The 25404-nt window shown below is 62.9% G+C and carries 28 protein-coding genes and 1 pseudogene; 14 read left to right on the forward strand and 15 right to left on the reverse strand.

Annotation, left to right across the window (positions count from 1 at the left end):
* Window positions 1–7: 7 nt before the first annotated feature.
* The gene (gene eda, locus CH294_RS16210; protein ID WP_094738508.1) at window positions 8–634 is read left to right on the forward strand and encodes a bifunctional 4-hydroxy-2-oxoglutarate aldolase/2-dehydro-3-deoxy-phosphogluconate aldolase; all 627 of its coding nucleotides are present in this window, start codon (window positions 8–10) and stop codon (window positions 632–634) included.
* On the opposite strand, the gene CH294_RS16215 is transcribed toward eda, so the two are convergent.
* Genes CH294_RS16215 through CH294_RS16230 form a run of 4 tightly spaced genes read right to left on the reverse strand, consistent with a single transcriptional unit; the run spans window position 627 to window position 5508 of the window.
* Window positions 627–2351 (reverse strand): glycoside hydrolase family 13 protein, encoded by a 1725-nt coding sequence (locus CH294_RS16215; protein ID WP_094738509.1) that lies wholly within the window; start codon window positions 2349–2351, stop codon window positions 627–629. The genes eda and CH294_RS16215 overlap by 8 nt on opposite strands.
* A gap of 39 nt (window positions 2352–2390) precedes the next feature.
* Window positions 2391–3215: a carbohydrate ABC transporter permease gene (locus CH294_RS16220; protein ID WP_094738559.1), complete on the reverse strand. Its 825-nt coding sequence runs from the start codon at window positions 3213–3215 to the stop codon at window positions 2391–2393.
* A 2-nt stretch (window positions 3216–3217) separates the two neighbouring features.
* Window positions 3218–4165, reverse strand: coding sequence for a sugar ABC transporter permease (locus CH294_RS16225; RefSeq protein WP_094738510.1), 948 nt, complete (start codon window positions 4163–4165; stop codon window positions 3218–3220).
* The gene (locus tag CH294_RS16230) at window positions 4162–5508 is read right to left on the reverse strand and encodes an extracellular solute-binding protein (protein ID WP_094738511.1); all 1347 of its coding nucleotides are present in this window, start codon (window positions 5506–5508) and stop codon (window positions 4162–4164) included. Before CH294_RS16230 ends, CH294_RS16225 begins: the two co-directional genes overlap by 4 nt.
* 100 nt (window positions 5509–5608) lie before the next feature.
* Between CH294_RS16230 and CH294_RS16235 the strand changes: the two genes are divergently transcribed.
* The 3 genes from CH294_RS16235 (at window position 5609) to CH294_RS16245 (ending at window position 8248) form a co-directional block, all read left to right on the forward strand.
* On the forward strand, window positions 5609–6682 hold the full coding sequence (locus CH294_RS16235; protein WP_249305327.1) for a LacI family DNA-binding transcriptional regulator: 1074 nt from the start codon (window positions 5609–5611) through the stop codon (window positions 6680–6682).
* A gap of 78 nt (window positions 6683–6760) precedes the next feature.
* Window positions 6761–7840 carry a sn-glycerol-3-phosphate ABC transporter ATP-binding protein UgpC gene (gene ugpC, locus CH294_RS16240; protein WP_094738513.1) on the forward strand — a complete coding sequence of 360 codons (1080 nt, stop codon included), beginning with the start codon at window positions 6761–6763 and terminating at the stop codon, window positions 7838–7840.
* Between the two features lie 75 nt (window positions 7841–7915).
* A complete protein-coding gene (locus CH294_RS16245) occupies window positions 7916–8248 on the forward strand; it encodes a CD225/dispanin family protein (protein WP_052077602.1) in 333 nt (110 codons plus the stop codon).
* A gap of 22 nt (window positions 8249–8270) precedes the next feature.
* Here the strand turns inward: CH294_RS16245 and CH294_RS16250 are convergent, their stop codons facing one another.
* Window positions 8271–9041 (reverse strand): SDR family oxidoreductase, encoded by a 771-nt coding sequence (locus CH294_RS16250; protein WP_094738514.1) that lies wholly within the window; start codon window positions 9039–9041, stop codon window positions 8271–8273.
* Window positions 9042–9143: 102 nt separating this feature from the next.
* On the opposite strand from CH294_RS16250, the gene CH294_RS16255 reads away from it, so the two are divergent.
* The 5 genes and pseudogenes from CH294_RS16255 to CH294_RS27260 form a co-directional block, all read left to right on the forward strand.
* A complete protein-coding gene (locus CH294_RS16255; RefSeq protein WP_094738560.1) occupies window positions 9144–9980 on the forward strand; it encodes a helix-turn-helix transcriptional regulator in 837 nt (278 codons plus the stop codon).
* Window positions 9981–10014: 34 nt separating this feature from the next.
* Complete coding sequence (locus CH294_RS16260; protein WP_094738515.1) at window positions 10015–10809, forward strand: TIGR03620 family F420-dependent LLM class oxidoreductase; 795 nt, start codon at window positions 10015–10017, stop codon at window positions 10807–10809.
* A gap of 12 nt (window positions 10810–10821) precedes the next feature.
* The gene (ychF, locus tag CH294_RS16265; RefSeq protein ID WP_032380545.1) at window positions 10822–11901 is read left to right on the forward strand and encodes a redox-regulated ATPase YchF; all 1080 of its coding nucleotides are present in this window, start codon (window positions 10822–10824) and stop codon (window positions 11899–11901) included.
* Window positions 11902–12127: 226 nt separating this feature from the next.
* Window positions 12128–13123 (forward strand): alpha/beta hydrolase family protein, encoded by a 996-nt coding sequence (locus CH294_RS16270; protein ID WP_094738516.1) that lies wholly within the window; start codon window positions 12128–12130, stop codon window positions 13121–13123.
* 116 nt (window positions 13124–13239) lie between these two features.
* Window positions 13240–13527, forward strand: a pseudogene (locus CH294_RS27260) (hypothetical protein); the annotation flags it as partial.
* Here CH294_RS27260 and CH294_RS16275 read toward each other — a convergent pair.
* Window positions 13436–14065 (reverse strand): DUF4190 domain-containing protein, encoded by a 630-nt coding sequence (locus CH294_RS16275; RefSeq protein ID WP_094738517.1) that lies wholly within the window; start codon window positions 14063–14065, stop codon window positions 13436–13438. The pseudogene CH294_RS27260 and the gene CH294_RS16275 sit on opposite strands and share 92 nt — an antisense overlap.
* A gap of 138 nt (window positions 14066–14203) precedes the next feature.
* Here CH294_RS16275 and CH294_RS16280 point away from each other — a divergent pair, with 138 nt between their 5' ends.
* Window positions 14204–14821: a class I SAM-dependent methyltransferase gene (locus tag CH294_RS16280; RefSeq protein WP_094738518.1), complete on the forward strand. Its 618-nt coding sequence runs from the start codon at window positions 14204–14206 to the stop codon at window positions 14819–14821.
* 45 nt (window positions 14822–14866) lie between these two features.
* Here the strand turns inward: CH294_RS16280 and CH294_RS16285 are convergent, their stop codons facing one another.
* The 4 genes from CH294_RS16285 to CH294_RS16300 form a co-directional block, all read right to left on the reverse strand.
* A complete protein-coding gene (locus CH294_RS16285; protein ID WP_094738519.1) occupies window positions 14867–15271 on the reverse strand; it encodes a GNAT family N-acetyltransferase in 405 nt (134 codons plus the stop codon).
* A complete protein-coding gene (locus CH294_RS16290; RefSeq protein ID WP_170944748.1) occupies window positions 15268–16014 on the reverse strand; it encodes a hypothetical protein in 747 nt (248 codons plus the stop codon). The genes CH294_RS16285 and CH294_RS16290 overlap by 4 nt, the downstream gene beginning before the upstream one ends.
* Window positions 16015–16314: 300 nt before the next feature.
* Window positions 16315–17487, reverse strand: a complete 1173-nt coding sequence (locus tag CH294_RS16295) for a winged helix DNA-binding domain-containing protein (RefSeq protein ID WP_094738520.1) — start codon at window positions 17485–17487, stop codon at window positions 16315–16317.
* 4 nt (window positions 17488–17491) lie between these two features.
* Window positions 17492–18259 (reverse strand): metallophosphoesterase family protein, encoded by a 768-nt coding sequence (locus CH294_RS16300; protein ID WP_094738562.1) that lies wholly within the window; start codon window positions 18257–18259, stop codon window positions 17492–17494.
* 170 nt (window positions 18260–18429) lie between these two features.
* On the opposite strand from CH294_RS16300, the gene CH294_RS16305 reads away from it, so the two are divergent.
* Both CH294_RS16305 and CH294_RS27845 read left to right on the forward strand, forming a co-directional pair.
* A complete protein-coding gene (locus CH294_RS16305) occupies window positions 18430–19773 on the forward strand; it encodes an MFS transporter (protein WP_094738521.1) in 1344 nt (447 codons plus the stop codon).
* 83 nt (window positions 19774–19856) lie between these two features.
* Window positions 19857–20495, forward strand: a complete 639-nt coding sequence (locus CH294_RS27845; RefSeq protein ID WP_249305329.1) for a hypothetical protein — start codon at window positions 19857–19859, stop codon at window positions 20493–20495.
* 60 nt (window positions 20496–20555) lie between these two features.
* Here the strand turns inward: CH294_RS27845 and CH294_RS16315 are convergent, their stop codons facing one another.
* Both CH294_RS16315 and CH294_RS16320 read right to left on the reverse strand, forming a co-directional pair.
* Complete coding sequence (locus tag CH294_RS16315) at window positions 20556–20966, reverse strand: ABC transporter permease (protein ID WP_249305331.1); 411 nt, start codon at window positions 20964–20966, stop codon at window positions 20556–20558.
* A 288-nt stretch (window positions 20967–21254) separates the two neighbouring features.
* Window positions 21255–21839: a hypothetical protein gene (locus CH294_RS16320; protein ID WP_094738522.1), complete on the reverse strand. Its 585-nt coding sequence runs from the start codon at window positions 21837–21839 to the stop codon at window positions 21255–21257.
* 332 nt (window positions 21840–22171) lie between these two features.
* Between CH294_RS16320 and CH294_RS27265 the strand changes: the two genes are divergently transcribed.
* On the forward strand, window positions 22172–22429 hold the full coding sequence (locus tag CH294_RS27265) for a hypothetical protein (protein WP_141216513.1): 258 nt from the start codon (window positions 22172–22174) through the stop codon (window positions 22427–22429).
* A gap of 11 nt (window positions 22430–22440) precedes the next feature.
* Here CH294_RS27265 and CH294_RS16325 read toward each other — a convergent pair whose 3' ends face one another.
* Together CH294_RS16325 and CH294_RS16330 are read right to left on the reverse strand one after the other, a co-directional pair.
* A complete protein-coding gene (locus CH294_RS16325) occupies window positions 22441–22974 on the reverse strand; it encodes a hypothetical protein (protein ID WP_094738523.1) in 534 nt (177 codons plus the stop codon).
* 59 nt (window positions 22975–23033) lie between these two features.
* Window positions 23034–23600, reverse strand: a complete 567-nt coding sequence (locus CH294_RS16330) for a DUF2716 domain-containing protein (RefSeq protein ID WP_094738524.1) — start codon at window positions 23598–23600, stop codon at window positions 23034–23036.
* A gap of 162 nt (window positions 23601–23762) precedes the next feature.
* Here CH294_RS16330 and CH294_RS16335 point away from each other — a divergent pair, with 162 nt between their 5' ends.
* A complete protein-coding gene (locus CH294_RS16335; RefSeq protein ID WP_242640198.1) occupies window positions 23763–23987 on the forward strand; it encodes a hypothetical protein in 225 nt (74 codons plus the stop codon).
* A 13-nt stretch (window positions 23988–24000) separates the two neighbouring features.
* Here the strand turns inward: CH294_RS16335 and CH294_RS16340 are convergent, their stop codons facing one another.
* Window positions 24001–25374, reverse strand: coding sequence for an FAD-linked oxidase C-terminal domain-containing protein (locus tag CH294_RS16340; protein WP_094738525.1), 1374 nt, complete (start codon window positions 25372–25374; stop codon window positions 24001–24003).
* Window positions 25375–25404 lie beyond the last annotated feature (30 nt).

The following is a 25404-nucleotide window of genomic DNA, read 5'->3' on the forward strand; positions in this document are numbered from 1 at the left end:
TAAGAACGTGACTGCATCTCTGCTCGACCGCGTACCCGTCATCCCCGTCGTCGTCATCGAGAACCTCGATCATGCTGTTCCGATCGCACGTGCCCTGGTGGCGGGCGGAGTGCCCGTCATCGAGCTGACGTTGCGGACTCCGGTGGCACTCGACGCCATCGAGCGCATCGCGGCGGAGGTCCCCGAGATCCTCGTCGGTGCGGGCACGATCGTCACGCCCGGCCAGGCCAAGCAGGCCGCCGACGCGGGTGCTCAGTTCCTGGTCTCGCCCGGCTGCACGGCTTCACTGACGAAGGCCATGCGTGATACCGGACTACCGCATCTGCCCGGTGCTGCAACGGTATCCGAGGTGCTGACCTTGCTCGAAGCCGGTTACACCGAGCTCAAGTTCTTCCCGGCCGAAGCATCCGGTGGTGCGAATTTCTTGAAGTCGATCCACTCGCCGATCCCGGCCGCACGCTTCTGCCCGACGGGTGGAATCTCCACCGCCAATGCGTCGACGTACCTGGCGCTGCCGAACGTCGGATGCGTCGGGGGATCGTGGCTCACTCCGGCCGCGGCTGTCGCAGAACAAGATTGGGATGCAATCGTCGCTCTTGCGGCAGCCACAGCCGAATTGGTCCGATCTACCTGACGACCTTCAGGTGTGCGCCCGCGACCCACGCCGTCGCCTCGGCGGGAAGCTCGCCGCCCTCGAGCGGAACGGTCGAGACGAGGACGTCCCCACCGGGAAGCTCTACCGGCGAGGTGCCGAAGTTGGTCACGACGTGCCAGCCGCCGGGCCGGACGAAGTGCAGAGCCTCGTCCTGGGCCTCGATCCATTCGAGCGCTTCCTCGCCTTGCAGACAGCGACGCAACGCAAGTGCGGCGCGGTACAAGCCGAGAGTCGAATCCGATTCGGACAGTTGCGCGTTCGCAGCGTAGCCGGCGAACCACTCGGGTTGCGGCAGATGTGCATCGCCGGAACCGAATCCGAAGGACGGGCCGTCGGACTGCCACGGCAACGGAACTCGGCAACCGTCGCGGCCGACCTCGCTTCCGTTGCGGAAGAAGATCGGATCTTGGCGATCGGCGTCGGGAATTTGGCCCACCTCGGGTAGGCCGAGCTCTTCTCCTTGATATATGTATGCAGAGCCGGGAAGAGCGAGCATCAACAGGGTCGCGGCCTTTGCTCGACGCAGGCCACGTTCGGTGTCGACCTCGGCCGGATCGCCGCCACCGAACAGCCAATCGATACCGTCGGTGCCCTTGTTGTTTCCGTGCTGATCCTTGCCGCCCGTGCCCTTGGGCAGGCCGTATCGCGTGGCGTGGCGGACCACATCGTGGTTGGAGAACACCCAGGTCGACGACGCACCGGACTGTGCTGCGTACTGCAGGTTGGTCTCGATGATCCGGCGGAACTGTTCGGCGTCGAAATCCGCCTTGAGGAGATCGAAATTGAACGCCTGCCCGAGGCCTTCCGGTGACGCGTACCTGGTCACTCGATGGGGCGGTACCCACACCTCCGCGACTGCCATGCGGGGCGGGGTGTATTCGTCGAACACCGTTCGCCATGCGGCGTAGACGGAATGGACGTCGTCGCGGTCCCACAGGGGATGGTCACTGCGGGCGAAGACCTCGTCGGGATCGGTGGTCCAGTTGCCGTGCACAGCCGCAGTCATGTCTTTCTTGAGTGCGTGCGCCACATCGACGCGAAAGCCGTCGACACCTCGGTCGGACCAGAATCGCAGGGTCGTCAGGAAGTCTTCGTTGACTTCGGGGTTGTCCCAGTTCAGGTCCGGCTGCTCCGGGGCGAACAGGTGCAGGTACCACTGGCCGGGCGTGCCGTCGGGTTCGGTGATGCGCTCCCAGGCGCTGCCGCCGAACATCGACGTCCAGTCGGTGGGCGGGAGTTCACCGTTCTGGCCGCGACCGTCGTGAAAGATGTAGCGTGCACGGGCCTTCGAGTCCCGCGGTGATGCGAGAGCCTCCTCGAACCAGGCGTGTCGATTCGAGGTGTGGTTGGGGACGATATCGACGATGATCCTGATTCCAACGTTGTGCAGGGCCGCGACCAGTACGTCGAAATCGTCGAGCGTGCCGATGCTGGGATCGACGTTGCGATAGTCGTCCACGTCGTATCCCCCGTCGGCCAGCGCCGATGGGTAGAAGGGGCTGAGCCACACCGCGTCGATCCCGAGATCGCTCAGGTACGCAACCTTGCTCGTGATTCCGCGCAGGTCACCGATCCCGTCGCCGTTGGAATCGGCGAAGCTACGCGGGTAGATCTGGTAGACCACTGCCTGACGCCACCAGTCGGCGTCGATCTCGCTCGTCGGTACGGACGGGACTGAATTCTGGATGTCGGTCATCACATTCTTTCTGGGAGTGCAGGTTCGGTGATCGGCAGGTCAGCCTTTGACGGCACCGGAGATCATTGCTTTCACGAAGTGTCGTTGGAAGATGAGGAACACGACAATGGTGGGAGCCATGATCAACAACGATCCGGCGTTGAGCAGAACCACGTCGGTGGAGTATTGACCCACGAAGTTCTGCAGCGCTCCCGCCATCGTCCGTTTGGCCGGGTCGTCGATCAGGACGATGGCCTGAAGAAACGTGCTCCAGGTCCACAGGAACAGCAGCAGGCACATCGACGCCAGTGCCGGCACGGCCAACGGGATCTGGATGTGGCGGAACGCTTTCCATGCTCCTGCGCCGTCGAGTGATGCTGCCTCGGTGAGTTCCTTGGGCATCGACAGAAAATGCGCGCGCATCCAGAAGACGGCAAACGGCATGAATGTTCCGATGAGTACCAGGATCAACCCCAGCCGAGTGTTGAGCAAGTTCATGTCGCGAAGCTGGTAGTAGAGGGGCACGATCGTCGCTTCCCTGGGCAGGGTCAAGCCCAGGAGCAGAAGTAGGAACACCACGGTGCCGCCGGGGACTTTCAGCTGACCGAGTCCGTAGCCGGCCATAGCGGCGAACAGGGCCGCGACCGGTACCACTCCGGCGACGAGGATGATGCTCGAGATCAGCAGCGGTGTCACCTCGGCCACCCGCCATGCGTCGACGAAGTTGTGCCACTGGGGGTCCGACGGCCAGGACAGGCCGAGCGGGACGGTGCCCTGCGGCTGCAGCGCGGCCGAGAGCATGCTCAGTAGCGGCAGTATGGAGAAGATCATCGTGCCGATCAGAAGTACTAGTCCTGGAACGCGTTGACGTACGGAGGTTTTCATGGTCATTTCTCCCTGAAGACGCGCTGGAGGGGCACGATGACCACCAGGATCAACGCGGTGAGGACGACGGCGAGTGCGCTGGCGAGCCCGACCCGGGATTCGGTGAATCCGAGTTGGTAGATCTGTACGCCGGGGACGGTGGTCGAGTATCCCGGGCCGCCCTGGGTGGACATGAACACGATGTCGAAACTGGCGAGGGCGGCGATGACGGTGACGGTGACGCACACACCGATTTCCGCTCGCAGTGCCGGGACGGTGACGTAGCGAAAGGTGTGGAAGAACCCGGCACCGTCGATGCGTGCAGCCTCGTAGATGGAGGTGTCGATTTTTCCGATCCCGGAGATCAGCAAAATGGTGCAGAATCCCAATCCCAGCCAGGTCCCGATGATTCCGACGGCGGGCAGGGCCCAGTCGAAGTCGCCGAGCCACGAGCGGGTGATGCTGTCCAGGCCGATCGCCGAGAGCGCCTGGTTGACGGTTCCGTTGCTGGAGAACATCCACACCCAGGCCACTGCCGCTGCTGCGCCGGGAATGATCTGCGGCAGGAACAACAGCGTGCGGGCCGCAGTTCCGAGGCCACGTATCCGGATCTCCTGCAACAGGGCAGCGACGAGAAGGCCGCCGATGACCGGGAAGACGGTGAAGAACAGGATGAGGAAGAACGCGTGGCCGATCGACGAGAGCAGCTGCGGGTCGGTGAGCACGCGGCCGTAATTGTCGAGTCCTACCCAGCTACCGACCGAAATGCCGTCCCAGTTGTAGAAGGAGTACCACATGGTTGTCAGCAGCGGTCGCAGGACGAACAACGCGTAGACCAGCGCCGCGGGGAGGACGAACAGCCAGCCGGTGAGTGCGCGTCGCACGCGGGTGGTTCGTTCCACTCGCCCCGCGGCGCGTCTCGGCATCGTTGCGGCCGTGGGGGACTGGGCTCGGTGTGTGGTGACGGTCATTTCAGAAGGTCCTGCTCGTAGGCGGATTGGATGGCGCTCATCATCTCGGCGGGCGTGGTTCTGTCCGCGACGAGCATCTGGACCTGCGGCAGCCATGTTCCGGTCATGCCGTTGGTGGCGTTCTGCACGAACTGAACTTGGCCGTTGCCGTCGACGAGTCGGCTGAATGCGTCCTGCACTTCTGCGCCGAGGGATCCGGGCTCGGTGGCGGGGACATCGCCGTTGCCTGACGGTGCGAACCCGGCATCGACGGCAACCTGCCGACCGGCGTTCGAGCTGAGGAAGTCGAGAAACGCAGCGGCGGCGTTCTTGTTGTCGGAACCGGACGGGATCGCGAAATTCGAGACCGGATCCGACATCGCCAGCACACTTCCATCTCGCGTGGGAGGCAACATGAAGCCGACGTTGTCGCCCAACTTGGTCTGCAGCGTCGAGGAGTCCCAGTTGCCCGATGCATAGAAGAGTCCCTCGCCCTCGGCGAATCTGCCTGCGGCAGTTGTAGCGTCGGTTCCGTTGGTGTCCTCGGGGTAGTAGCCCTGCTGCGCCCAGTCGGCGACCACCGAGGCAGCGTCCACTGCGGTCGGAGTGTCCAGGGTTGCGCCGGGAGCGTTGAAGACCCAGTCGTTCATTGCATCTCGCCCCAGGGAGGTGTTGAGCATCATCTGGACGGCGAAGGTGACCTGAGCGTTCTTGTTTCCGGCCATGATGGGGAGGATTCCTGCGGCCTTCGCCGATGCGAGCGCGGTCTCGAATTCCGAGAGTGTCTTCGGCGGCTCGGTCATTCCGATCCGGCGGGCGAGTTCCTTGTTGTAGTACAACCCGGTCACGGTGAACCCGCTGGCCATCGTGTACTGCTGACCGCTGCCTCGCACACCGTTCTCGTCGACGCGATACATCGCCAGCTGCCCCGCGGGCAGGTCGTTCCATCCGTATGCCTGCGCCCACGGGTCGAGTGATGTGAGTTGATCGTTGTTCACCGCCGCAGGCAGCGCGATGATGCGCGCGATGTCGGGCGGATTCGCAGAGCTGATCACGCGGGGCGCATTGACGGCCTGAACGTCGTCCGGGTCGTAGCGGGCGGTGATGGTCACATTCGGGTGGATCTCGGTGAACGCCGCGATCAGGGCTTCGTCGATCTTCTTCAGGCCTGCCCCGTCGTACAGGGTGAGCTCTATCGGATCGGCGCCTAGATCGGTGCTGACCTCGACGGGAGCCGCAGGACCGCTGGCGGAACCGCCGCTGCCGGGTGGTGCGCAGGCTGCCACTGTGGGGAGAAGGGCGGCACACGCGGCAACCGCGAGGTGCCGCATCCACCTCGATCGAGCTGTGTGATGTGAATTCATCGAACCTCCGCAATGAGATGCGCATCACAGTTCGGAAGCGCTTCCGCAGCATATGTCGGAAGCGCTTCCGAAATCAAGTGGTTGGGGTTACGCTCGCCTCGTGACCGACCAACGTGGATCCCTGAGCTTGAGCGATATCGCTCGCGAAGCCGGCGTTTCCCTCACCACTGCCTCGCGCGCCCTGAACAATTCCTACGGCGTGTCGGCGGCGACGAGAGACAAAGTTCTCGCTACCGCCCGACGCCTCGACTACGTGGTGTCACCGGACGCGGTGCGCTTGGCGAGTGGGGGCCGGACGCAGCGAGTGGCGTTGGTCGTTCCGCACATCGAACGCTGGTTCTTCGGTGAGATGGTCAACGGGATCGAGACGGTGTTGGCCGCGGCGAACGTCGATCTGTTGCTCTATCAGGTTGGGGGAACCGACGATCGACAGGACTTCTTCAGTAGGTTGCCCGCGCGCCGCAAAGTCGATGCCGTTGTGGTGGTTGCCTTTCCGGTCGATCGCGCCGAGCAGGAAAGGCTGGAGCTGATGGGCGTCGGCATCGTCGCGGCAGGCGGCCAAAGTGCCGCTTACCCCTACGTCTGCATAGACGACTATCAGGCCGGCAGGCTGGCCGTCGACCATCTTGTCGAGCTCGGGCACCGACGCATCGCGATGATCGCCGCGCACGATCCCGACCAGCCAGGCTGGCCGACGCGCTCGGGCCGCTCGGAAGGATACGTCGACGCTCTGGCGGCCGGCGGTGTCGCCGTGGATAATTCGCTCGTCCGCGACGTCGACTGGGGTGGAATCAACGCCGCGGCCGCAATGGACGAGATCTTCGACGCCGCCCAGGACGATCCCCCGACCGCAGTCTTCGCACACAGCGATGAACTCGCACTCGGGGTCATGCGAACTCTGCGTCGACGCGGTATGCGCTTCCCCGAAGACATTTCGGTCGTCGGGATCGACGATCATCCCGTCGCCGCGCTGACAGACCTGACCACCGTTCGCCAATCCGTACGCGAGCAAGGCGAAATCGCTGCCCGCCTCATTCTCGACGCGTTGAGCCCCGACGCCGACGAGGGCGCACCCCGCGCTGTCACTGCCCCGATCACCTTGACCGTTCGAGCCAGCACCGGACCGGTGCCCAGCCGGACGCGGCCGCCAGCGCAGGCCAACCGACACGACTAGGAGAGACGACGCGCTCACCCCCGCTCAAACCACTCGGATCGTCCGGCACGTTCCTGCCGGTGGAGGGATTTCAATCTCATGGCAACAATCTCGTACGACCGCGCGACCAGGCTTTTCCCCGGATCGTCCACGCCTGCCGTCGATGCACTCGACCTGCAGATCGAGGACGGCGAATTCCTCGTCCTCGTCGGCCCGTCCGGCTGCGGTAAATCCACCTCGTTACGGATGCTCGCCGGTCTCGAGGAGGTCGACGGCGGACGCATCATGATCGGCGGCACCGACGTCACGCACTCCGAGCCCAAGGACCGCGACATCGCGATGGTCTTTCAGAACTACGCGCTGTACCCGCACATGAGCGTGGCCGAGAACATGGGCTTCGCACTCAAACTCGCGGGTACCGACAAGGCCGAGATCCGCAAGCGCGTCGGGGACGCCGCCGACATGCTCGACCTCGGCGACTATCTCGACCGCAAACCCAAGGCGCTCTCGGGTGGGCAGCGCCAGCGAGTTGCCATGGGGCGAGCCATCGTTCGTCAGCCGCAGGTGTTCCTCATGGACGAACCGCTGTCCAACCTCGACGCGAAACTGCGAGTGCAGACTCGCACTCAGATCGCTCAGCTGCAACGCAGGCTCGGAACCACCACCGTCTACGTCACCCATGATCAGGTCGAGGCCATGACGATGGGCGACAGGGTGGCCGTGCTGAAATCCGGTGTTCTGCAACAGTGCGCGTCTCCTCGCGAGCTCTACCGAAGCCCCGTGAACGTCTTCGTTGCCGGGTTCATGGGCTCACCGTCGATGAACCTGTTCACGGTGCCCATCGCCGACGGCGGCGTGCAGATCGGCGAGCAACTGGTTCCCGTTTCTCGCGACGTTCTCGCCGCCGCGCGGGGGCGCGAAGTTGTGTTCGGAATTCGACCCGAGCACGTCCAGATCGCCGATTCGGGAGGTCTGGAACTGACCATCGACGTCGTCGAGGAACTCGGATCCGAGGCATTCGTGTTCGGCAACACCACCATCGACGGCGACATCCAGCATCTGGTCGCCCGCGTCGACTGGCGCAGCCCGCCAGAGAAGGGGCAGGTCGTCCACGTTCGGATCGACGAGGCGCATGCCCACATCTTCGCCACCACCCCCGGTGGCGAACGCCTGACGTAGGGGACCGATGGAACCGAATGTGACGATGCGGCGTCCTACTGGTTGTCCGTCATCGAACAATCGGGGGAAATTCTCATGTCAGGTCCGTACGAGCAACCGTTCCCAGCCGCACAGTCGTTTCCAGCGGGGCAGTCTTTTCCGGCCGCGCAGCCGTATTCGCAGCCAGCTGCTCTGCCGTCCTCCAATGCAGGCTGGGCCGTTGTGGCCGTCATCTTCTTCTGGCCGCTGGCCATTCCAGCGTTCAACCACGCACTGAAAGTGCACCCGCTGTGGATGATGGGAGACGTTCAGGGAGCAGAGTATTCGTCGAATCGGGCCGGGTTCTTCGGGAAGCTGTCGCTGATCATCTTCGGTGCCTTCATCGTTCTCTACCTTGCGTTCATCGGCTTGGTCGTCTCGACCATGTGACCGGTCGACGGCGGTTCACTGCTCACCCGCGCGTGACCGAGATGCCGCCGTCGACGTAGAGGGTTGTTCCGTGGACCATCGCGGCGTTGTCCGATACCAGGAACAGAACGCCGTCGGCGATGTCCTGAGGCGAGAGCACCGTGCCTGCGGGCGTGCCGGCCGTCATGGCGTCGAGTACTTGACGAGCGTCCTCGTTGCCCGGGGTCAGAGTCGCTCCGGGTGCGAGGGCGTTCACTCGCACGCCGCGCGGTCCGAACTCGGCTGCCCAACTGCGCGTGAGCTGTTCGTCGGCGGCCTTGGTGGCGGAATACATAGCGGCAAAGGGGCTGCCCATCGTGGCCATCCACGACCCGATGTTCACGATGACTCCGCTACCGCGCTCGGCCATGGCCGGGGCCAGCGCGCCGACGAGCACATGTGGAGCTCGGACGTTGACGGCAAGCATCGCGTCGAGCTGATCATCGGGCAGGTCGGCGGTGGCGGTGGCCGGATAGATGCCGGCGTTGTTGACGAGAATGTCGACGCGGCCGCCTAGAGCGTCGGTGCTGCGGGCGGCGAATTCGCGGAGCTCCTGGTAGCTGCCCGAGAGATCGACGTCGATGAAGGCCGCAGTGCCGCCTGTCTCGGAAATGCTGTGTGCCAGGGCCTTGCCGCGCTCGGCGTCGCGGCCGCTGACGACCACCGATGCCCCGTGGGCGGCGAGGGTGAGCGCGATGGCAGCACCGATCCCACTGGTCGATCCGGTGACGACGGCGGTGCGTCCGAGGAGCTGAGGAGAAGTAGAAGAAGTCATGACGCCATGTCTACGGTCGGTCGAGGCAGTCAACCAGGCGTCGTTCTGCCTAGGTCTGTCATGACCAGGTTGGCAATCGCCCATGTCGCTACTGTGGAATTCGTGAACAAGGACAGGTCCGCCCTCAGCGCGTTTCTGCGTGATCGGCGCGACCGCATGACTCCGGTCGAGGCCGGGATTCGTACGTATCCCGGTGCCCGACGGGTGCCGGGGCTGCGGCGCGAAGAGCTGGCGGCTCTGGCCGGAGTGAGTCCGGATTACTACAGCAAACTCGAACAGGGTCGCCAGGCCAACGTGTCGACCGAGGTGCTGCGGGCAATCGCCGGCGCGTTGAAGCTCGATGAGGTCGAGTCCGCGCATCTACTCGATCTCGCGTCCCCGGCGGCGCCCACCGAGGATGTTGCGCAGCTACCGAATTCAGGTCTGCTCCAGGTCATGAAGGCGCTCGACCATGTGCCGGTGATCCTGCTCGGGCGCAGTGGGGAAGTCCTGGCCAGCAACTCGCTGGTTCGATCCGTACTGAGTCTTCAACCGTCCGCTGATCACTCGTTGTTCCACTATCTGTTTCGCAGTCCCATCGCCCGCGAGCGAATCGTCAACTGGTCGCAGTTCGCGGCGGCCTCGGTCGCGGCGCTGCGCCGCGATCTTGCTCGTCGACCGGGAGACCCGACCCTGGGTGCGTTGATCGACGAATTGCGATCATCGGAGCCCTGTTTCGAGCAATGGTGGAGCGATCACGAGGTCGCCGAATTCGCAGGTGCCACCAAGATCATTCAGCACCCGGCGGCAGGCACCCTCCAATTCGGGATCGAGTTTCTGACGTCGCCGAGCGCGCCGGATCAAAGTTTGATCGTCTACACAGTCGAGGAAGGGTCGAGCACGGCGAATGTCCTGCCGATTCTGGCGAGCTGGGACCCGAGTTCGGCGATCACCTCTTGACCTGAACAACGCTCGAGGTTTTAGCGTCGTAGCCATGGACACACTCGGTCTCGGCACCATCGGCATTTCTATCAACGTGTCACCGTCGTACCTCGACGACGCACGGGAATTGGAATCACTCGGATTCACCTCGGTCTGGTTGCCGGGAGGGCAGCTCGATCGACTCGGCAGGCTGGCCGATCTGGTCCACGCAACCGAGACTGCGACCATCGTTCCGGGGATCGTGCCGGTCGATGTGTACTCGCCTGCACAGACCGATGAGCTGTTCGACGAGCTCTCGGGCACCGGTCGATTCGTCCTCGGCCTCGGCGGGCCGCAGAGTGCTCGGCCTTTGGCCGGGTTGAGGAAGTACCTCGACGAGCTCGAAGTGCCTGCCGATCACCTTCTGCTCGCGGCGCTCGGTCCGAAGAAGTTGGAGATGGCGCGGGACCGCGCTGCCGGCGCAATCGGATTGCTGGTGACGCCGGAGTGGACGGCGCAGGCGCGCGGTGCACTCGGTGGGGCGACGTTGGTGGTCGACCAGTTCGTCGTGGTCGAGTCCGATCCGGATCGGGCGCGTGCTGCAGCTCGGGAACCGCTGAGCTTTCTCGCCACGGTTCCTGGGTATCGGCAGAACTTCCTGCGCATGGGGTTCACCGAGGCGGATGTCGACGATCTCAGCGACCGTCTGGTCGACGGCTTGGCGGTGTGGGGGAGTGTCGACGACATCGCCGAGCGAGTGGCTGCGCACCACGCTGCCGGCGCAGATCACGTCGTTCTGGCGCCGCTGGGTGCGTCGAGTATCGACGCTGGCCGGGCACTGTCCGAGCTGGTGGTGTCGTCAAAGTAGACTCCATAGACCGTGAGCCTCACCCTCGGAATCGTCGGACTGCCCAACGTCGGCAAGTCCACCCTCTTCAATGCACTGACCAACAACGATGTGCTGGCCGCGAACTATCCGTTCGCCACCATCGAGCCCAACGTCGGTGTGGTCGCGCTGCCGGATCCCCGGCTCGAGAAGCTGGCCGAGGTGTTCGGTTCGGAGAAGCTCGTGCCCGCGCTGGTGTCGTTCGTCGACATCGCCGGCATCGTCAAGGGAGCGTCCGAGGGCGCAGGCCTGGGCAACAAGTTCCTCGCCAACATTCGTGAGGCCGACGCCATCTGCCAGGTCGTTCGCGTCTTCGCCGACGACGACGTGGTGCACGTCGATGGTCGCGTCGACCCGACCGCAGACATCGAGGTCATCGAAACCGAGCTCGCGATCGCCGATCTGCAGACTCTCGAGAAGGCCATCCCGCGCCTCGAGAAAGAGGTGCGGATCAAGAAGGATCGCAAGCCCGCGCTCGACGCGGCGCTGGCAGCACAGGCGGTTCTGAACGACGGCAAGACGTTGTTCTCGGCGAAGGCGAAGTTGGACTTCGAGCTTCTCGGTGAATTCCAGCTGCTCACCACCAAGCCCTTCCTCTACGTCTTCAACGCCGACGAGTCGGTGCTGACCGATGACGCGAAGATCGGCGAACTCGCTCGCCTCGTCGCTCCCGCCGACGCGGTGTTCCTCGACGCAAAGATCGAATCCGAGTTGCTCGAACTCGACAAGGAATCGGCAGCGGAACTGCTCGAATCCGTCGGACAGACCGAACCTGGTCTTGACGCGTTGGCTCGCGCCGGCTTCCACACCCTGGGCTTGCAGACTTACCTCACCGCAGGCCCGAAAGAGGCCCGCGCGTGGACGATTCATCGAGGCGACACGGCTCCGCAGGCTGCGGGAGTCATTCATACCGACTTCGAGCGCGGCTTCATCAAGGCCGAAATCGTCTCCTTCGACGACCTGGTTGCCGCAGGTTCTATGGCCTCGGCCAAGGCCGCCGGCAAGGTGCGCATCGAGGGCAAGGACTACATCATGTCCGACGGCGACGTGGTGGAGTTCCGCTTCAACGTCTAGCTTGACGCGCGACATCAGTAGGTGTCCCGGCATGTCACTTGTCGGCAGCCCACTGGCTGCTCGCGGCCTCGGTACGTTCTGAACTGTTCCCATCGGTGAGGCACAAAACAGGCTGAATGCCGGATTTTTCACAAGTTGCTGACGATCAGTCCGATTCGTGCCCCTCCTTCGTGCAAAACTGCCCCGACAACAGCGGTCGCACAGCGCCGCGGGCAGTGGGGGTCCTATGTTCGGCGTGCGGCCGGTTCTGGTGGTGATCGCGGTTCTACTCACCTTCGTGGCGGGCGTGCCCGTCGCTGCTCAAGACATCGACACTGAAAATCCTGCACCGAGCCAGACGGCGCGGATCGAGAACCGAATCGATACCGGCCCGACGCTGACGTGGCTGTCGGTGTACTCGCCGAGCATGGATCGGACCATCGAGGTGCAGGTTCTGACCCCCGCGGAGCGTAAAGGCCCGCGCCCGACGTTGTACATGCTCAGCGGATCCGGGGAGAACGAACCGTCGAGCAGCATCTGGCTTCGCAAGGGCAACGCGGCGGAGTTCTTTCGTGACAAGAACGTCAACGTGGTTCTCCCGCTTGCCGGTCCAGCGAGCTTCTACACCGACTGGGAGAACGACGACCCCCGCCTCGGCCGCTACCGCTTCGAAACCTTTCTGACGCAGGAGCTTCCGCCGTTGATCGACGCGGAGTTCGAGGGCAACGGCAATGACGGTGTGGCGGGCCTGTCGATGGGCGCTCAGTCGGCGATGATGCTGGCCGCCCGGAACCCGGACAGGTACTCGGCCGTCGCGGCGTACAGCGGGTGCTTTCTATCCGAGGGCATACTCGGGCAAACCCTCATGCGAACCATCGTCGCCGGTTACGGCGGCAACGCGAACAATATGCTCGGTGGCCCCCTCAACGCTGGCTGGGCCGCCCACGATCTGCTGGTGAACGCAGAAGCGCTGCGCGGAATGTCCATCTACCTCTTCTCCGCCAGTGGCCTCCCCGGTCCGCACGAGCGGTACGAGACGCTCGAAGACCTCGACACGCTGGTGATCGGCGGGGCGATCGAAGTAGGCACCGATTTCTGCACGCGCTTGCTGCGCGACAAACTCGTCGAGCTGAACATCCCGGCCACGTTCGATCTGGGCAGCCCTGGTACGCACTCGTGGCCGTACTGGGCCGACCAGCTTGCAAAGAGCTGGCCGACACTGGCTGCGGGGCTCGAGCCGTGAGCTTGCTCGCGGAGCGGTAGTAACCCAGCAGGTTCACGCGGAGTGGAAGTTTTTCGCGCTGGGATTCTGTACATGACCACTCTGCCGCTTGCCGAAGTTCGAGCGAACCTGTCGAAGCTTGTCGACGAGGCGAGTTCAGGCTCGTGTATCAGATCTACGAAGACCGAGTTGTCGTGCGAGTGATCTCAATTGCTCATCGGCGGGATGTCTATCGCTGTCGACGATGGGATCGGGCGTTCACTCTCGGGCCCTGGTCGATGAGACGTCGCTTCGAGAGAGCAATGCGAACCCAAGGCTTAACGAATCAACCGCCTACGGGCCGGGCGACCAATAGCCCCCACCATTTGCGCCGTCGGAGACGCAGAACAAGTCGATTCCGTCCGGCGACACTGCGATGCCGCTGACAGTCGGATCGCATACCGATCCTGCCTCCGCGTTGCTGTCGATGATCGGTGCGGACTGCACCCACCGCGCGCTGGTCGACCCTGCATAGGTGCATTTGAGGAATGTGCCATCGGCGGAGGTTTCGTGATTGTCGGTGCTCGGATCGCACGGGTCGTCCACCTCAGGACTCGACGCGATCGGTACCTCGGTCGCGTCGAGCGTTGTCTCCACCGGAGGCAGAGAGGTCGTGGTGGACGGAACCGTCAACATCGCGGTTGCCGGTACCGAGTAAGGCGTCAATGTGTCGCTGGATGCCGAATTGTTCGGTGTGAGAGATCCGAACCCGTACAGGAAAGTCGCGACAACGAGCAGTTCGATCACCCCGATTGCCAAGCCAGCGATGGCAATTCCTCGACCAGCAGGTCGCCAGAAGGCCAGGATCCCGAACACTATCGCGACAGGAAACAGTCCCAGGAGAGCCGCCACCAGCGAGATCACTGCGTACGGGTTGACCGGCCCGGCGGCGCGGTCATCGCCTTTGGTGAGATCTACGGTCATCGACTCGTTCCCCGTTCACGGTGCGGAAAGTCATTCGGTGCGAACGCTACAGGCATCGCCTGCGGGCACCAATCAGCCGTCGTCTGCATGGAGCATCGAACTTGGCTACGCTCCGAATCAGACGATAGGAGAACGTGGATGGGTCTGCAGGAACTCGAGGCATTGGTACACCAAACGGCCACTGCTGGGGAACCTTTCGAGCGTGGAGCCGATGAGGCGGAGCAGACATACTTGTCTTCGCTCGCCGCCCAGCCGGGTACGAAGCTGATCTGTGAGGTCGGGTTCAATGCAGGCTTCTCGAGTTGGGCTTTTCTGTCCGCGTCACCCGACGTGACCGTCGTGTCCTTCGACCTAGCCGCGTACACCTACAGTGCCGCCGCGAAAGCCCATATCGACCAACACTTTCCGGGCCGCCACACCCTGATCCAGGGTGATTCGCACACCACCATCGCCGCATACGCGAAAGAACACCCGGACGTGCGGTTCGATGTCATCTTCGTCGACGGCGACCATTCGGTGGAAGGTGCTCGCGCGGACCTCGACGACCTACGCGCATTCGCTACCCCGGACACGATCGTGATCATGGACGACATCACCCCGTGGCTGTGGTTCGGTGAAGGCCCGACCCAGGCGTGGCAGGAAGCAGTCGACGCGGGTTGGATTCTGCACACCAGCTACTTTCGCGACGGTGAACCTGTCGACACGGTGACCCCGCCGGCAGCCCGTGCCTGGGCCGAAGGCCGCTACCGGTTCTGACGCAACGGTGTGGGCAAGAACCTCAGGACTGCAGTCACGCATCGCTCATTCGAGCCGGAGCAACCCCGCGGTTGTCTCTCTGAATCCGCATCCTGCAGAGTAGAACTCGTGTAGGTGTGGTTCGTAATCCACGTGCACCCACTCGATCCCTGACCCTCGCAGATCCGCGACGATGCGCGCTACGAGGGTTGTTCCGATGCCGCGCCGTTGCAATGAGGGGTCGACGGCGGTGTCGAGGAGGAAGGCGTGTCGGCCTCCGTCCCAGACCGCGTGTACGAACCCGCACAGCTGGCCGTCGGCGAACGCGCCCACCCACGATTTACTGTGCGTGTCCAGTCGGGCCCGCCACGGAGTGAGTTCGTACTCTCCGCCGAATGCTCGTTGATGAAGCTGTGACAGTGCGGCGTCGTCGACGGAAAAGTTGACCCGGTAGTCGAGAGATTCGCTCACCGATGGATCCACTCCTCTGGGTCGTAGATATTCGGCTGTGTGCAGACCAGCATCTCATCTGCACCTCGCTGAAACTCGTAGTTCACCTTCACGATCCGACCGTTGATCCCGCGGGCTGCGAGTTCCTCGAGTAGTTCGCCGAGACGCGGATACGGTGTGGGCTCGCCGACGGCGACCAGAGGGAAGATGCGCACCTCACCGCGGCTGATGCGGGCCAGTTCGGTGATGGAGTCGATGTGGAACTGATGATCGAGAACATCGGAGTAGCTGAACAGCAGGTGGGAACTGAGCACGAGGTCGAAGGTGTTATCGCCGAATGGCAGTGACGGTAGCCGGCCTGGCACGTACTGCTCTGGGTGATCGTTGATATCGGCGGAGAACCGGCCGGCTGCATCTTCGCGGATTCGTCCATGGTGATCCGGGTCGGCGAAGTATGTCCACGCGTAGCCGTCACGGTGAGTGTGGACGAATGCGTTGCCTCGCCCCGCCTCGTTGATCGCGATCGCGGCGAGGTCGGCAGGGGTGGCATCGAAATATGCGCTGTCGCACGCTGTGGCTATACCGCCGAGCCCGTTCGTTTCGCCGGTGAACGATGCTGCACCACTGGGGCAATCGAGGATTCGACTGTTCAGGTCATCCTCGGTGAGTGAGAACATTGCTCGGTATTCGGCGAGTGATCGAGAGCTGACGAGTATCTCGCCCAGTCTCGGAGCGGTTCGGTTGAATTCGTTTTCGTCGAACAAGGTGGTCGGCCTCCTCGGTAGGCAGCCACCTGAACGTGAGACCCGTGTGAGATCCCGCGAAGGGAGTTGTCAGGCCGCACGACAGGCGGCCGAATGCACAATTTTTGCACGCCGCTGTCAGAGCGGCCACCAGAACTGCGCACGGGTCATCACGCGGTCAGTAAAGCACATCGCTGATCAAGTGCAACCGGATTTGTTGGTCGAGGACAGTGTCGGTTCGAGACCATCTCACGGCGTTCGTCGCAGATGATCTCAGGCCCGGCTGCGGCTGCAGATGCACAATCCGTAGACGAACACCGGTTACTTCTTGCCTCTCAATTCTTTCTCCAACGGCGTCGGGAAGGACGGGACCACCGCGGTGCCGTCGAGCAGGGTGGTGAGTCGTTCGGCTTCGGCAACAACGGCTTTCGACACCGTCGAGCCGACGTCTTCGAGCAACTCGGTCGCCACTTCTCCGGATCCGGTCACAGCCCAACCTCCGACGATGCGACCCCCGGACCAAATGGTCGGGCCAATGTTGCCGAAGGTATCGAACAGCGGGGCCTTGTGTTCGCCGAGATACCAGGCGCGGTGCTTCCAGCCCATCGGCGTGGGATCGAGTGCGGGCAGCAGCATGACGCTCGTGCCGGCGGGCTTGTCGAAGGTAGTGCCGGTCAACATGATTCCGTCGCCTTCGGTCAGTTCGACCGCCACTGTGTCCAGGCCGGAAACTGCACCACGAGTCTGCGTCTTGTTCCACCCCGTCCACCATTGCAGGTCGTCGAGCGTCGCCGGTCCGAATACTTCGAGCCAGCGTCGGGCAAGTTCGGCGCGTGCCTCGGTTTCATCGAGATCGGGAATCCCGTCCGGCCACCAGTGGTCGATCGGTGCCCACGCATGCCGCCGAGAAGTCCATGCTCCCCGTGGCTCGACCCGCACCAATTTTCCTTCGGCGGCCATCATCACCAGCACCTCGGAGGTGACGTATCTCCGGACGTCGTATACCTTGTCGGTGGTCGGTAGCAGCGCAGTCTTGAGGCCGGGGACCGCGGCCGAGAGCTCCGCTCCGGTCGCTGTACCCATCGAGCGCAGCGCCGTCTCGGTATCTTGTTCCGTTGCAGCAAGCCAGGATTCGACATCGTCGATCACCGGTTCGGTGGGCAAAGTCGAGACCTGTTTGACCAAGCGTGCCCGCATGGTGCGCGCAACCCCGAGACTCGCGGCAGCATGAATCATCGGAACGTCGTCGTGCGCAACGACGAACATCGTGCGACGCATCGCCATCAGCCGGATGAGACTTCGACGCTCGTACATCGCGTCACGAACATCGGACAGTCCCAGCGATCGAGCACGCGCCAACACCGAGAGATACACAGTCGCCGGGTCGGTCGCGTGCAACGCGAGCAGGGACGACACCACGGCTTCGACGCTCGAAGGGTCGGAAAAGTGTTGCGCGACGAGCCGGTGTCGCCGCTGGGCGTCGGTGATCTTCACGCGATCAGTGTGACGGCATTTGTGGCGCAGGGCCGACGAAACCGGTGAGGAGGGCGTCGGCGATGGCGTTCATGCCGTGCGCGCGGGCATCGGCGGAAGCACCGATGTGGTCGTAGTCGACCAGCTCGAAAGACACAGACCAGCTGCCTGTGCCGCGATCGTCGAGTACTGCGTAACGCGCATGCGGCGACCCGGATTCCATGACGTGCGGGTAGGGCTGATCGTCGTCGTACGCTGGGGTTCCGACGCTGCCCGGGTTCACCACGAGTGTGCCGCTGGGAAGCGTCCATTGGCGCTGCAGGTGGGTGTGCCCGCAGGCGATGACAGAGCGGTCCATGAAATCTGCTGCCCGGTCTAGGATTTCGGCCCCGGTTGCCTCGCGAGAGCCGTTGGCGTCCACCGAGTGCAGGAAATATTGCTGATCATCGGTGGGAGTGCCGTGCACAGCCAGGATTCCGTGACCCAACTCGAGTGAGAACGGCAACGAGCCCAGCCACTGTCGATGCTCGTCGTAGAGTCGATCATGGGCGTGCCGATCCCAATTACCCATGGACTCGCGATCCTGCTCGAGCAGATAGCGATCGTGATTTCCGGCGATAGTGGGAAAGCCCAGCGCCATCAGCCGGTCCGCAGTCCGACGCGGATGCAGTCCGCCGGACAGTAGATCGCCGAGGTTCACCACCGAGTCGACGCGTTGCCGGTCGATGTCGTCGAGGACGGCGTCGAGCGCCGCGATGTTGCCGTGAATATCGGCAATGAGAGCTACTCGCACAACCACAGGATTCCAGCGTGGGCACACGACTGCAACACGGCAGACCTCGGCGAGCGTTGGAGACTTCGCCCTCGAATCTCCGCCTTGGGTGGGTGATATCTCCATAGACCCGTGCCCGATAGGTCCATAGTGTGGTCCAGGTCACTTTCGCTCTAGGGAAAGCCGAGCCCATGCCTGCAGTCATTTCGAAGCCCGAGATCGAAACGAGGGTGGTCAAGAAGGTCGCCCGACGCATCATCCCGTTTCTCGGGTTGGCCTACTTCGTCAACTATCTCGATCGCACCAACATCGGTCTCGCCAAGCTGACCATGAGCGACGAATTGGGCCTCACCGAAACGATGTTCGGTCTGGCGTCGGGACTGTTCTTCATCGGGTATCTGCTGTTCGAGGTGCCCAGCAATTTGGCGCTGCACAAATTCGGTGCCCGACGGTGGATCGCCCGCATCATGGTGTCGTGGGGAATTGTGGCCGCCGCCATGACATTCGTACCGACAGCAGGGTGGCTGTACGGGCTACGGATTCTGCTCGGCATCGCCGAGGCCGGCTTCTTCCCCGGTGTGCTGCTGTACATGACGATGTGGTTTCCGCGTGCCTACCGAGTCCGTCTGATGGGCCTGTTCATGCTGGCACTACCGGTGTCGTCGGCGCTCGGTGCGCCCCTGTCCAGTGCGATCATTCAGTACATGGACGGGCTGTTCGGACTGTCGGGTTGGCGGGTGATGTTCCTCCTCGAGGGTATTCCGGCGATACTGCTCGGAGTGGTCACCTGGTTCTATCTCACGGATCGACCGTCACAGGCGAAGTGGCTCACTGTAGACGAGAAAGACTGGCTCACCATCGAATTGGAGTCCGAGAACGCTGTGAAGGACGGGCACATCAGCGGCTCGGTCAAGCGCGCTCTCGGTGACGTCCGGGTCTGGATGCTCGGCCTGATCTACTTCGGCATCACCTACGGTCTCTACTCCCTGAGTTTTTTCCTGCCCAGCATTGTCGCGGGATTCAAGCAGACGTTCGACACCGACTTCTCGCTCGTGACGACGGGTCTCATCGTGGCCGTGCCGTTCGCAGTGGGCGCAGTGGCGATGGTGCTCTGGAGTCGACACTCGGACCGGACGGGCGAGCGAACCTGGCACGTCGCGATCCCCACCCTGATCGGTGCGATCTCCATTCCGTTTGCGCTGTATATGGATTCACCGTTCACCACCATGATCGCGGTGACGGTCAACGCAGTGGGCGTGTTCTGCGCACTCCCCGTGTTCTGGTACCTGCCCAGTACGTTCCTCACCGGAGCGGGTGCAGCGGCTGGAATCGCGATCATCAACTCGGTCGGCAACTCCTCGGGCTTCGGTGCCCCGTACGTGACGGGGTGGCTGCTCGACGCCACCGGCAACGCCAAGGCCGGTTTGTGGGTAGTCGGCGGTGTCATGCTCATGGCGGTGGTGCTGGTGATCGCTCTGCGTAGTCGAATGGGAGTCCGCTCCGAGAGCAACACAGAAGTGCCGGTGGCGCACTGACGAACGGCTGCGCATTCACGGAGCGGTGTATCTCCACGCAACCGGATCCAGCTCTTCCACCGAACACCGGACATACTCGACAGATGACGAGTCGCGGGCGGGTCCGGAGCTGGGAGATTCTCGGCATGGAGGGCGTGATCGATTCCGACGACACACCGGGCGGAAGTTGGACGCCGTTTGTATCGGTTGCTGTTCACGGACCTCCTGTTCTGACTCCAGGCGAGGAGGTGGAGTTCGAGTGGCAGCACCAGGCAGAACCTCTGTACGGGCACAGCTACTTCACAGTTCGCGCGTGGCCCCTGGGTACCGAGCCGGTCGCACAGTCGGACCGTCCGACATCCGGTGCTTGGAATATTGCCCCTGACGGCACCGTCACCGAAGTGACAGATCTGGATTGGGAAGAACCGATTCGGGTTGGAACGTGGTCTGTCGGCGTGGTGTCCGTGTGGAACGGCGAAGAGAGTTGGGGCGTCATCGATTCCGAGCACACTCCAGGTGGGTGCTGGACTTTCTTCAGTGCCCTTCATCCAGACGAAGTCATCGACTCTCGATCGGTGGGAGGTTTCAGCATCGGTGGAGGTGTCTCCGACCTCGACGTAGGCGAACAGGTCGACTTCGAGTGGGAGCCCGCTATCGATCAGGACGGGTATCGGTTTCGTGCGATCAAGGTCCGACCGCGTCGCGAGATTCCGCCGTGGCGGGTCGAGCGATTCGAAGGCTGAGCGGCTCCCACCCGCACGGGCGGTTGGTCGAGGGGCGATGTCATCGCCCGCTTCGATGGGTCACGAGAACTTTCTGGCTCCGCAGCCTGGGGCGGTTCGCTGGAACATCGCGGTAATGGATCCGATGACCGCCATAGGAAGAGCGAGAACAAGCAAGTTCCAGTAGGAGTCATGAGTCACGGACGCGATTCCGGCGATGAGCAGAACAACGAGGGTGGCGACGGCGAACCAGGAAACCCACTGACGCATTGCTATTGCTGCCACCGCAGATGGCGTGGCCAGCAACAGCCCCACGACAACTAGAGGCCACACCCCAAGCACGTCGATGGCTCTGTCATCGCAGTGGTAGGAACCGCCCTCGCCGATCTTGGAGCACGCCATCGACACGTCGAACATAGTCAGCGACAACCCGTTCCATGCGGTGAAAGCCAACGCGGCTACGGCGAGGGCCCACCACACCGACCGCACCATGCCCGCAGCTTAGCGTGCGTACGTGGACGGACGGCAATGTCAACGCCAGTTCGTACGAACCCTGCACTGGTCGAAAGGTGGGGACTTCCTGGTGTTTACCTGAATATAAGCATGATTCAACGATCGTGCCGCCGTCCAAGCGAACCGGCGTCGCATTCATGCCGATGGCTTTCCACTCGGCTACGACGTAACGGGGCGCGAGCAGGGGCAACGGCCACCACCACATTCGCGTGGTGAATCGAACCGGCCGTGGATTTGCTTGCCAGCCGTGCACCGGTGACTCGTTCTCTAGACGCTGTACCAAGGCTGCGGAAGGTCGGGATCGTCCGCGGCGACGTCGATGGTGGTGGTCTCCAGTAGTTCTTGGATCGCAGTGAAACTTGCTCCGATGGTGGCGAAGTGGGGGTCGACGTCGTTGGCGATGCACCAGGCGCGGTCGGCTGGCCAGACGAATGACGGGATCGGCAAGTTGTCGGGGCTGGTGTCATCGCGAGAGTCGACCCATGTCGAGAGATCACTGGTGGCACCGATGAACAGAACAGCTTCGCGATTGACGAACGGTACTTGCACTGCTCCGACGAGTTCGAGTCCACCCCATCCTTCCCAGATTGCGAAGTAGCAGTCGTCGGGTGTGGAGGTGTGGCTGGAGAGGTGTGAGGTCGCAATCGCCAGTTGCTTGATCTCTGGCATTATTTCACCGTCGACGTCTGCGTCCCCTTCGCGCTGACCAGGATAGGTGGGGTCGGGAATGAACCGTATGCGCGCGTATGCCTCGTATCCGAGTGGCCCACGAACAGCGAGGTCCGACCAATCGCGGTCCGCGGTGAGTAACCACTGAGCTGGGGAAGCATCGGTGCACGGTCGAACGGTCATGAGGCGATGGTTTCACAGGCCGGAGCGATCCCGGACAAGTGAACGATAAGGTCCCTCTGCATGTGATTCGAGGCCTCCGGCCACGACGTGGAATGTAAGTTGTTGACGTGCTCAGCTCGAAGAGAAGCGAGCTGCTCATTGGTTCAGTTCGAGGTCGTCGCTGTTCATGTTGTAAGGAAGCGTTTTTGAGAAGAGTCCGCCAGCTTTTTCGCCATCCGATCAGCTGGATAGTCTGTGCACTCGTATCGGCTGCGTTCGCCGTCTTCGGGCGATCCAGTTCTACTGGCCAAAGTCACTGGGAAGTACTACTGCAATGGCATCAGGGGCCACCGTTGGTTGCGCTGATCCTTGTTGGTTCGATCAGCGAGATACTTTTCTCGAACGGCCGGATGCGTCGAAAAAGGGCACTAATTTTGTTGCCAGTGGCGATCTTTCAGCTGCACTATGCGCTGCTGTTTTTTTACGCCCCGGATCCGATGTGGTTACCGGGTATCGCTAGCGCCGCGCTGATCTTGGTGGCTGCTGTGGTTGCGCTCGAGAAACACGGCCCCGAAATCTCGTCTGAATCTTCGGGGTCGACAGGGCGGTAGCGCCTGTCCCTTCACGGCCCAGCAAGCACTTCGCGACCGTCTCTTGTGTGGACGACGATGGCCGGGTTGCTCGTGTCGGTGGCCTCGACGAGTGCCAACACCACCCCGTCACTGTCTGGAACTGCACGAAATGTATCGACATCGCTGGTGACGACGACGTGATCGACATCGACTGCGGCTTGGCCGGTCAGCGTGAACCAGTAATGCTCCGGTGTAGAACGTTTCGGGTCGGTCGACGGCCAGCGCACCTTTTTCATGCTCTTTGCTTGGAGTCCCATCGGGCCGGTTTCCAGCGCCCGGGCAGCGGTGTTACGACGAGAGCCTGTCAGCATCGTCGGGACACGCCAACCACCTTCGTGGTAGTCGACGACGACCGTGATTCGCATGGCGTTGTTCTGCAGCACGACGGCGACCACGCCGGGGCGCTGCACCTGAGCCAAGGGTGCGAACGGCGTAGTACCCATCATGTCGACATGAGAGGCGCGCTGCCCCTCCAGCTTCGTCAAGGCCAGCTCGATCGCTTCCGACGCGTCGTTGTCGTCCATCGTGCAACCATACGGATTCTGTTTCGCTCGGTTGGCCTGTTGTCGGCTGGTGGGCTCGGTTACATTCGTCGAGCCGCAACCTGTTCACCGTCGACGCGGATCGTGGGAAGCCACGTTGCCAAGGTGCGACCTAGCGTGGCGACCATACGCGGTCCGAAGACACACAAGGTGCGTTCCCACGGGTGGCCGAAGGTCCCTTCGGTGAATCCGTCGCGGGCGAAGATGTAGTAATCGCCGTCCGGGTACACGGGGACCCGCCACTCGCCGTTCTCGGCCGCGTCGGCGTGCGCTTCCGCGTCGAAGCTGTAGCCGGGGTGTTGCCAGTCCAGGACGACGAAGGTCGGGTTGTCCGAAAACTCGGTGACGAAGCAGCGCAAAGCTTCCGCGTTGACGGCGTCGACCCGGGCAGACCACGAGGCCGTCGTGCGGACGGTATGGGCGTCCAGGTCGAATGTCATGGAGGGTGCAGGCTCGGCAATGGCCGGCCACGACTCAGGTGTGGTCCCGGGCCGAAACCCGAACTTACTGTTGAACACCGACCAGTGCTGCGTTTGCGCAGTTCGGTCGAGTTCGGTCCACCCGATGGGTAGCGTAGATCCGAAGTCCATGGTCAGCTTGGTCGTCATCGGTCTATCGTTCCAGTCCCGTGAGACTGCGCGTAGACAGCAGTCGGAAGGGGAGATGACTGTATGTCGCTTGCGTTGTGTGCCATTACGTTCGCTGTACTGCTCCACGTCGTGGCGGCTCGAATCGCATCTCGTGAAAATTATGGCCGTAGGTTGCCAGCCGTGAACGGCTCGTATCCGGTCAGACCTGCCCAGCGCGCCCGACGTGCCCAGGCTGCCGGATGGATACTGAGTATCTTCGGTGCGCTACAGCTCGGCAATCATTTCTGGCTGACCGAGCCGTGGTTGGCGACTGGCCTCGTGGTGGCCGTTCTCTTGTTGGTCAACGGCCTGCCGAGTCTGCTGGTGACCGCGCTGCACAACGGCAATCTGCGCACTCAACCGTAGGATCTCAGCGCTGTCAGGACGCGAACACTTTGCCTGGGTTCAGGATTCCGTGCGGATCCAGTGCCTTTTTCACCGCGCGGTGCATGTCCAACACCACCGGATCCAGTTCTTGTACCAAGCCGTCCATCTTGAGTAGCCCCACTCCGTGTTCGCCGGTCACCGTGCCGCCGAGTTCCAATGCAGCGTCGATGATCTCGGCGAAGGCGGCCTGAGCGCGCTCGCGGGCCGGAAGGTCGTCGTGCGGCGTGATCAGCAACGGATGTAGGTTTCCGTCACCGGCGTGTGCGATGTTGGCGATCGTAGTCTCGTACCGCAGGCCGATCTGCTCGATGCGCGAAAGCATCTCGGGCACATGCTTCTTCGGCACACACACGTCCTCGGTCAACACCGGACCCAGGCGCTCCATCGCCGGATACGCCAACCGGCGAGCCGAGAACAGCGCATCGGCCTCCTCCTGATCGGTCGAGACCGCAGACCACGTGGCCCCGGCCTCGTCGAAGCACGAGAGCATCTTCTCGGCTTCCTGGTCACCGATGAGCCCTGGATCGTCGATCCGCCCGAGCAACACCACATTTGCCTCGACCGACAGACCCATGTTCTTCCAGGCGTCGACGGCGATGAGGCATTGCTTGTCGATCAGTTCCAACGCGGAGGGAGTCAATCCGGCGGCGGCGACCGCGGCCACGGCACGGCCGGCGTCGACGATCGAATCGAAATAGCCGGCAACGGTCCGCTGCGGATCCTGGAGCGGGCGCAGCTTGAGGGTCACCTCGGTGATGATGCCCAGCGTGCCTTCCGATCCGACCATCAGACCCGCAAGGTCGTATCCGGCAACGCCCTTGGCGGTTTTACGGCCGAGCCTCACCAGTTCTCCGGTTCCGGTGACCACCTGCATTCCCATGACGTAATCGCGGGTGACGCCGTACTTCACGCAACACAGTCCGCCTGCGTTGGTGGCGACGTTGCCGCCGATGGTCGACCACGGTGCGCTGGCGGGATCCGGTGGGTACCAGAGACCCTGCTCGGCGACCGCCGCTCGCAGGTGATCGTTGACCACTCCCGGCTCCACGACGGCGTATCGCTCGAGCTGGTCGATTTCCTTGATCGCATCCATGCCGTCGAGGGCGAGTACAACGCATCCCTCGGTGGCGTTCGCTCCGCCGGACAGTCCGGTGCCCGCCCCGCGAGTGACGACGGGTGCGCCATGGGCCAGGCAGGCGCGAACGACAGCCTGCACTTCTTCGGCGCTACGGGGCCGCACGACGGCAACAGGCACCGCAAACGGTGCCCATTCCGCCTCGTCGTGCTGGTACGACGCGATGACGTCGGGATCGACGACGACGCGGTCCGCGGGGAGAGAATTCGACAACTGTTCGACGAGCGACATATCTCGACTCTAGCTGTGACCTGGGTCTCG

It is taken from the genome of Rhodococcus sp. 14-2483-1-1, assembly GCF_002259335.1.
GTDB lineage: Bacteria > Actinomycetota > Actinomycetes > Mycobacteriales > Mycobacteriaceae > Rhodococcoides.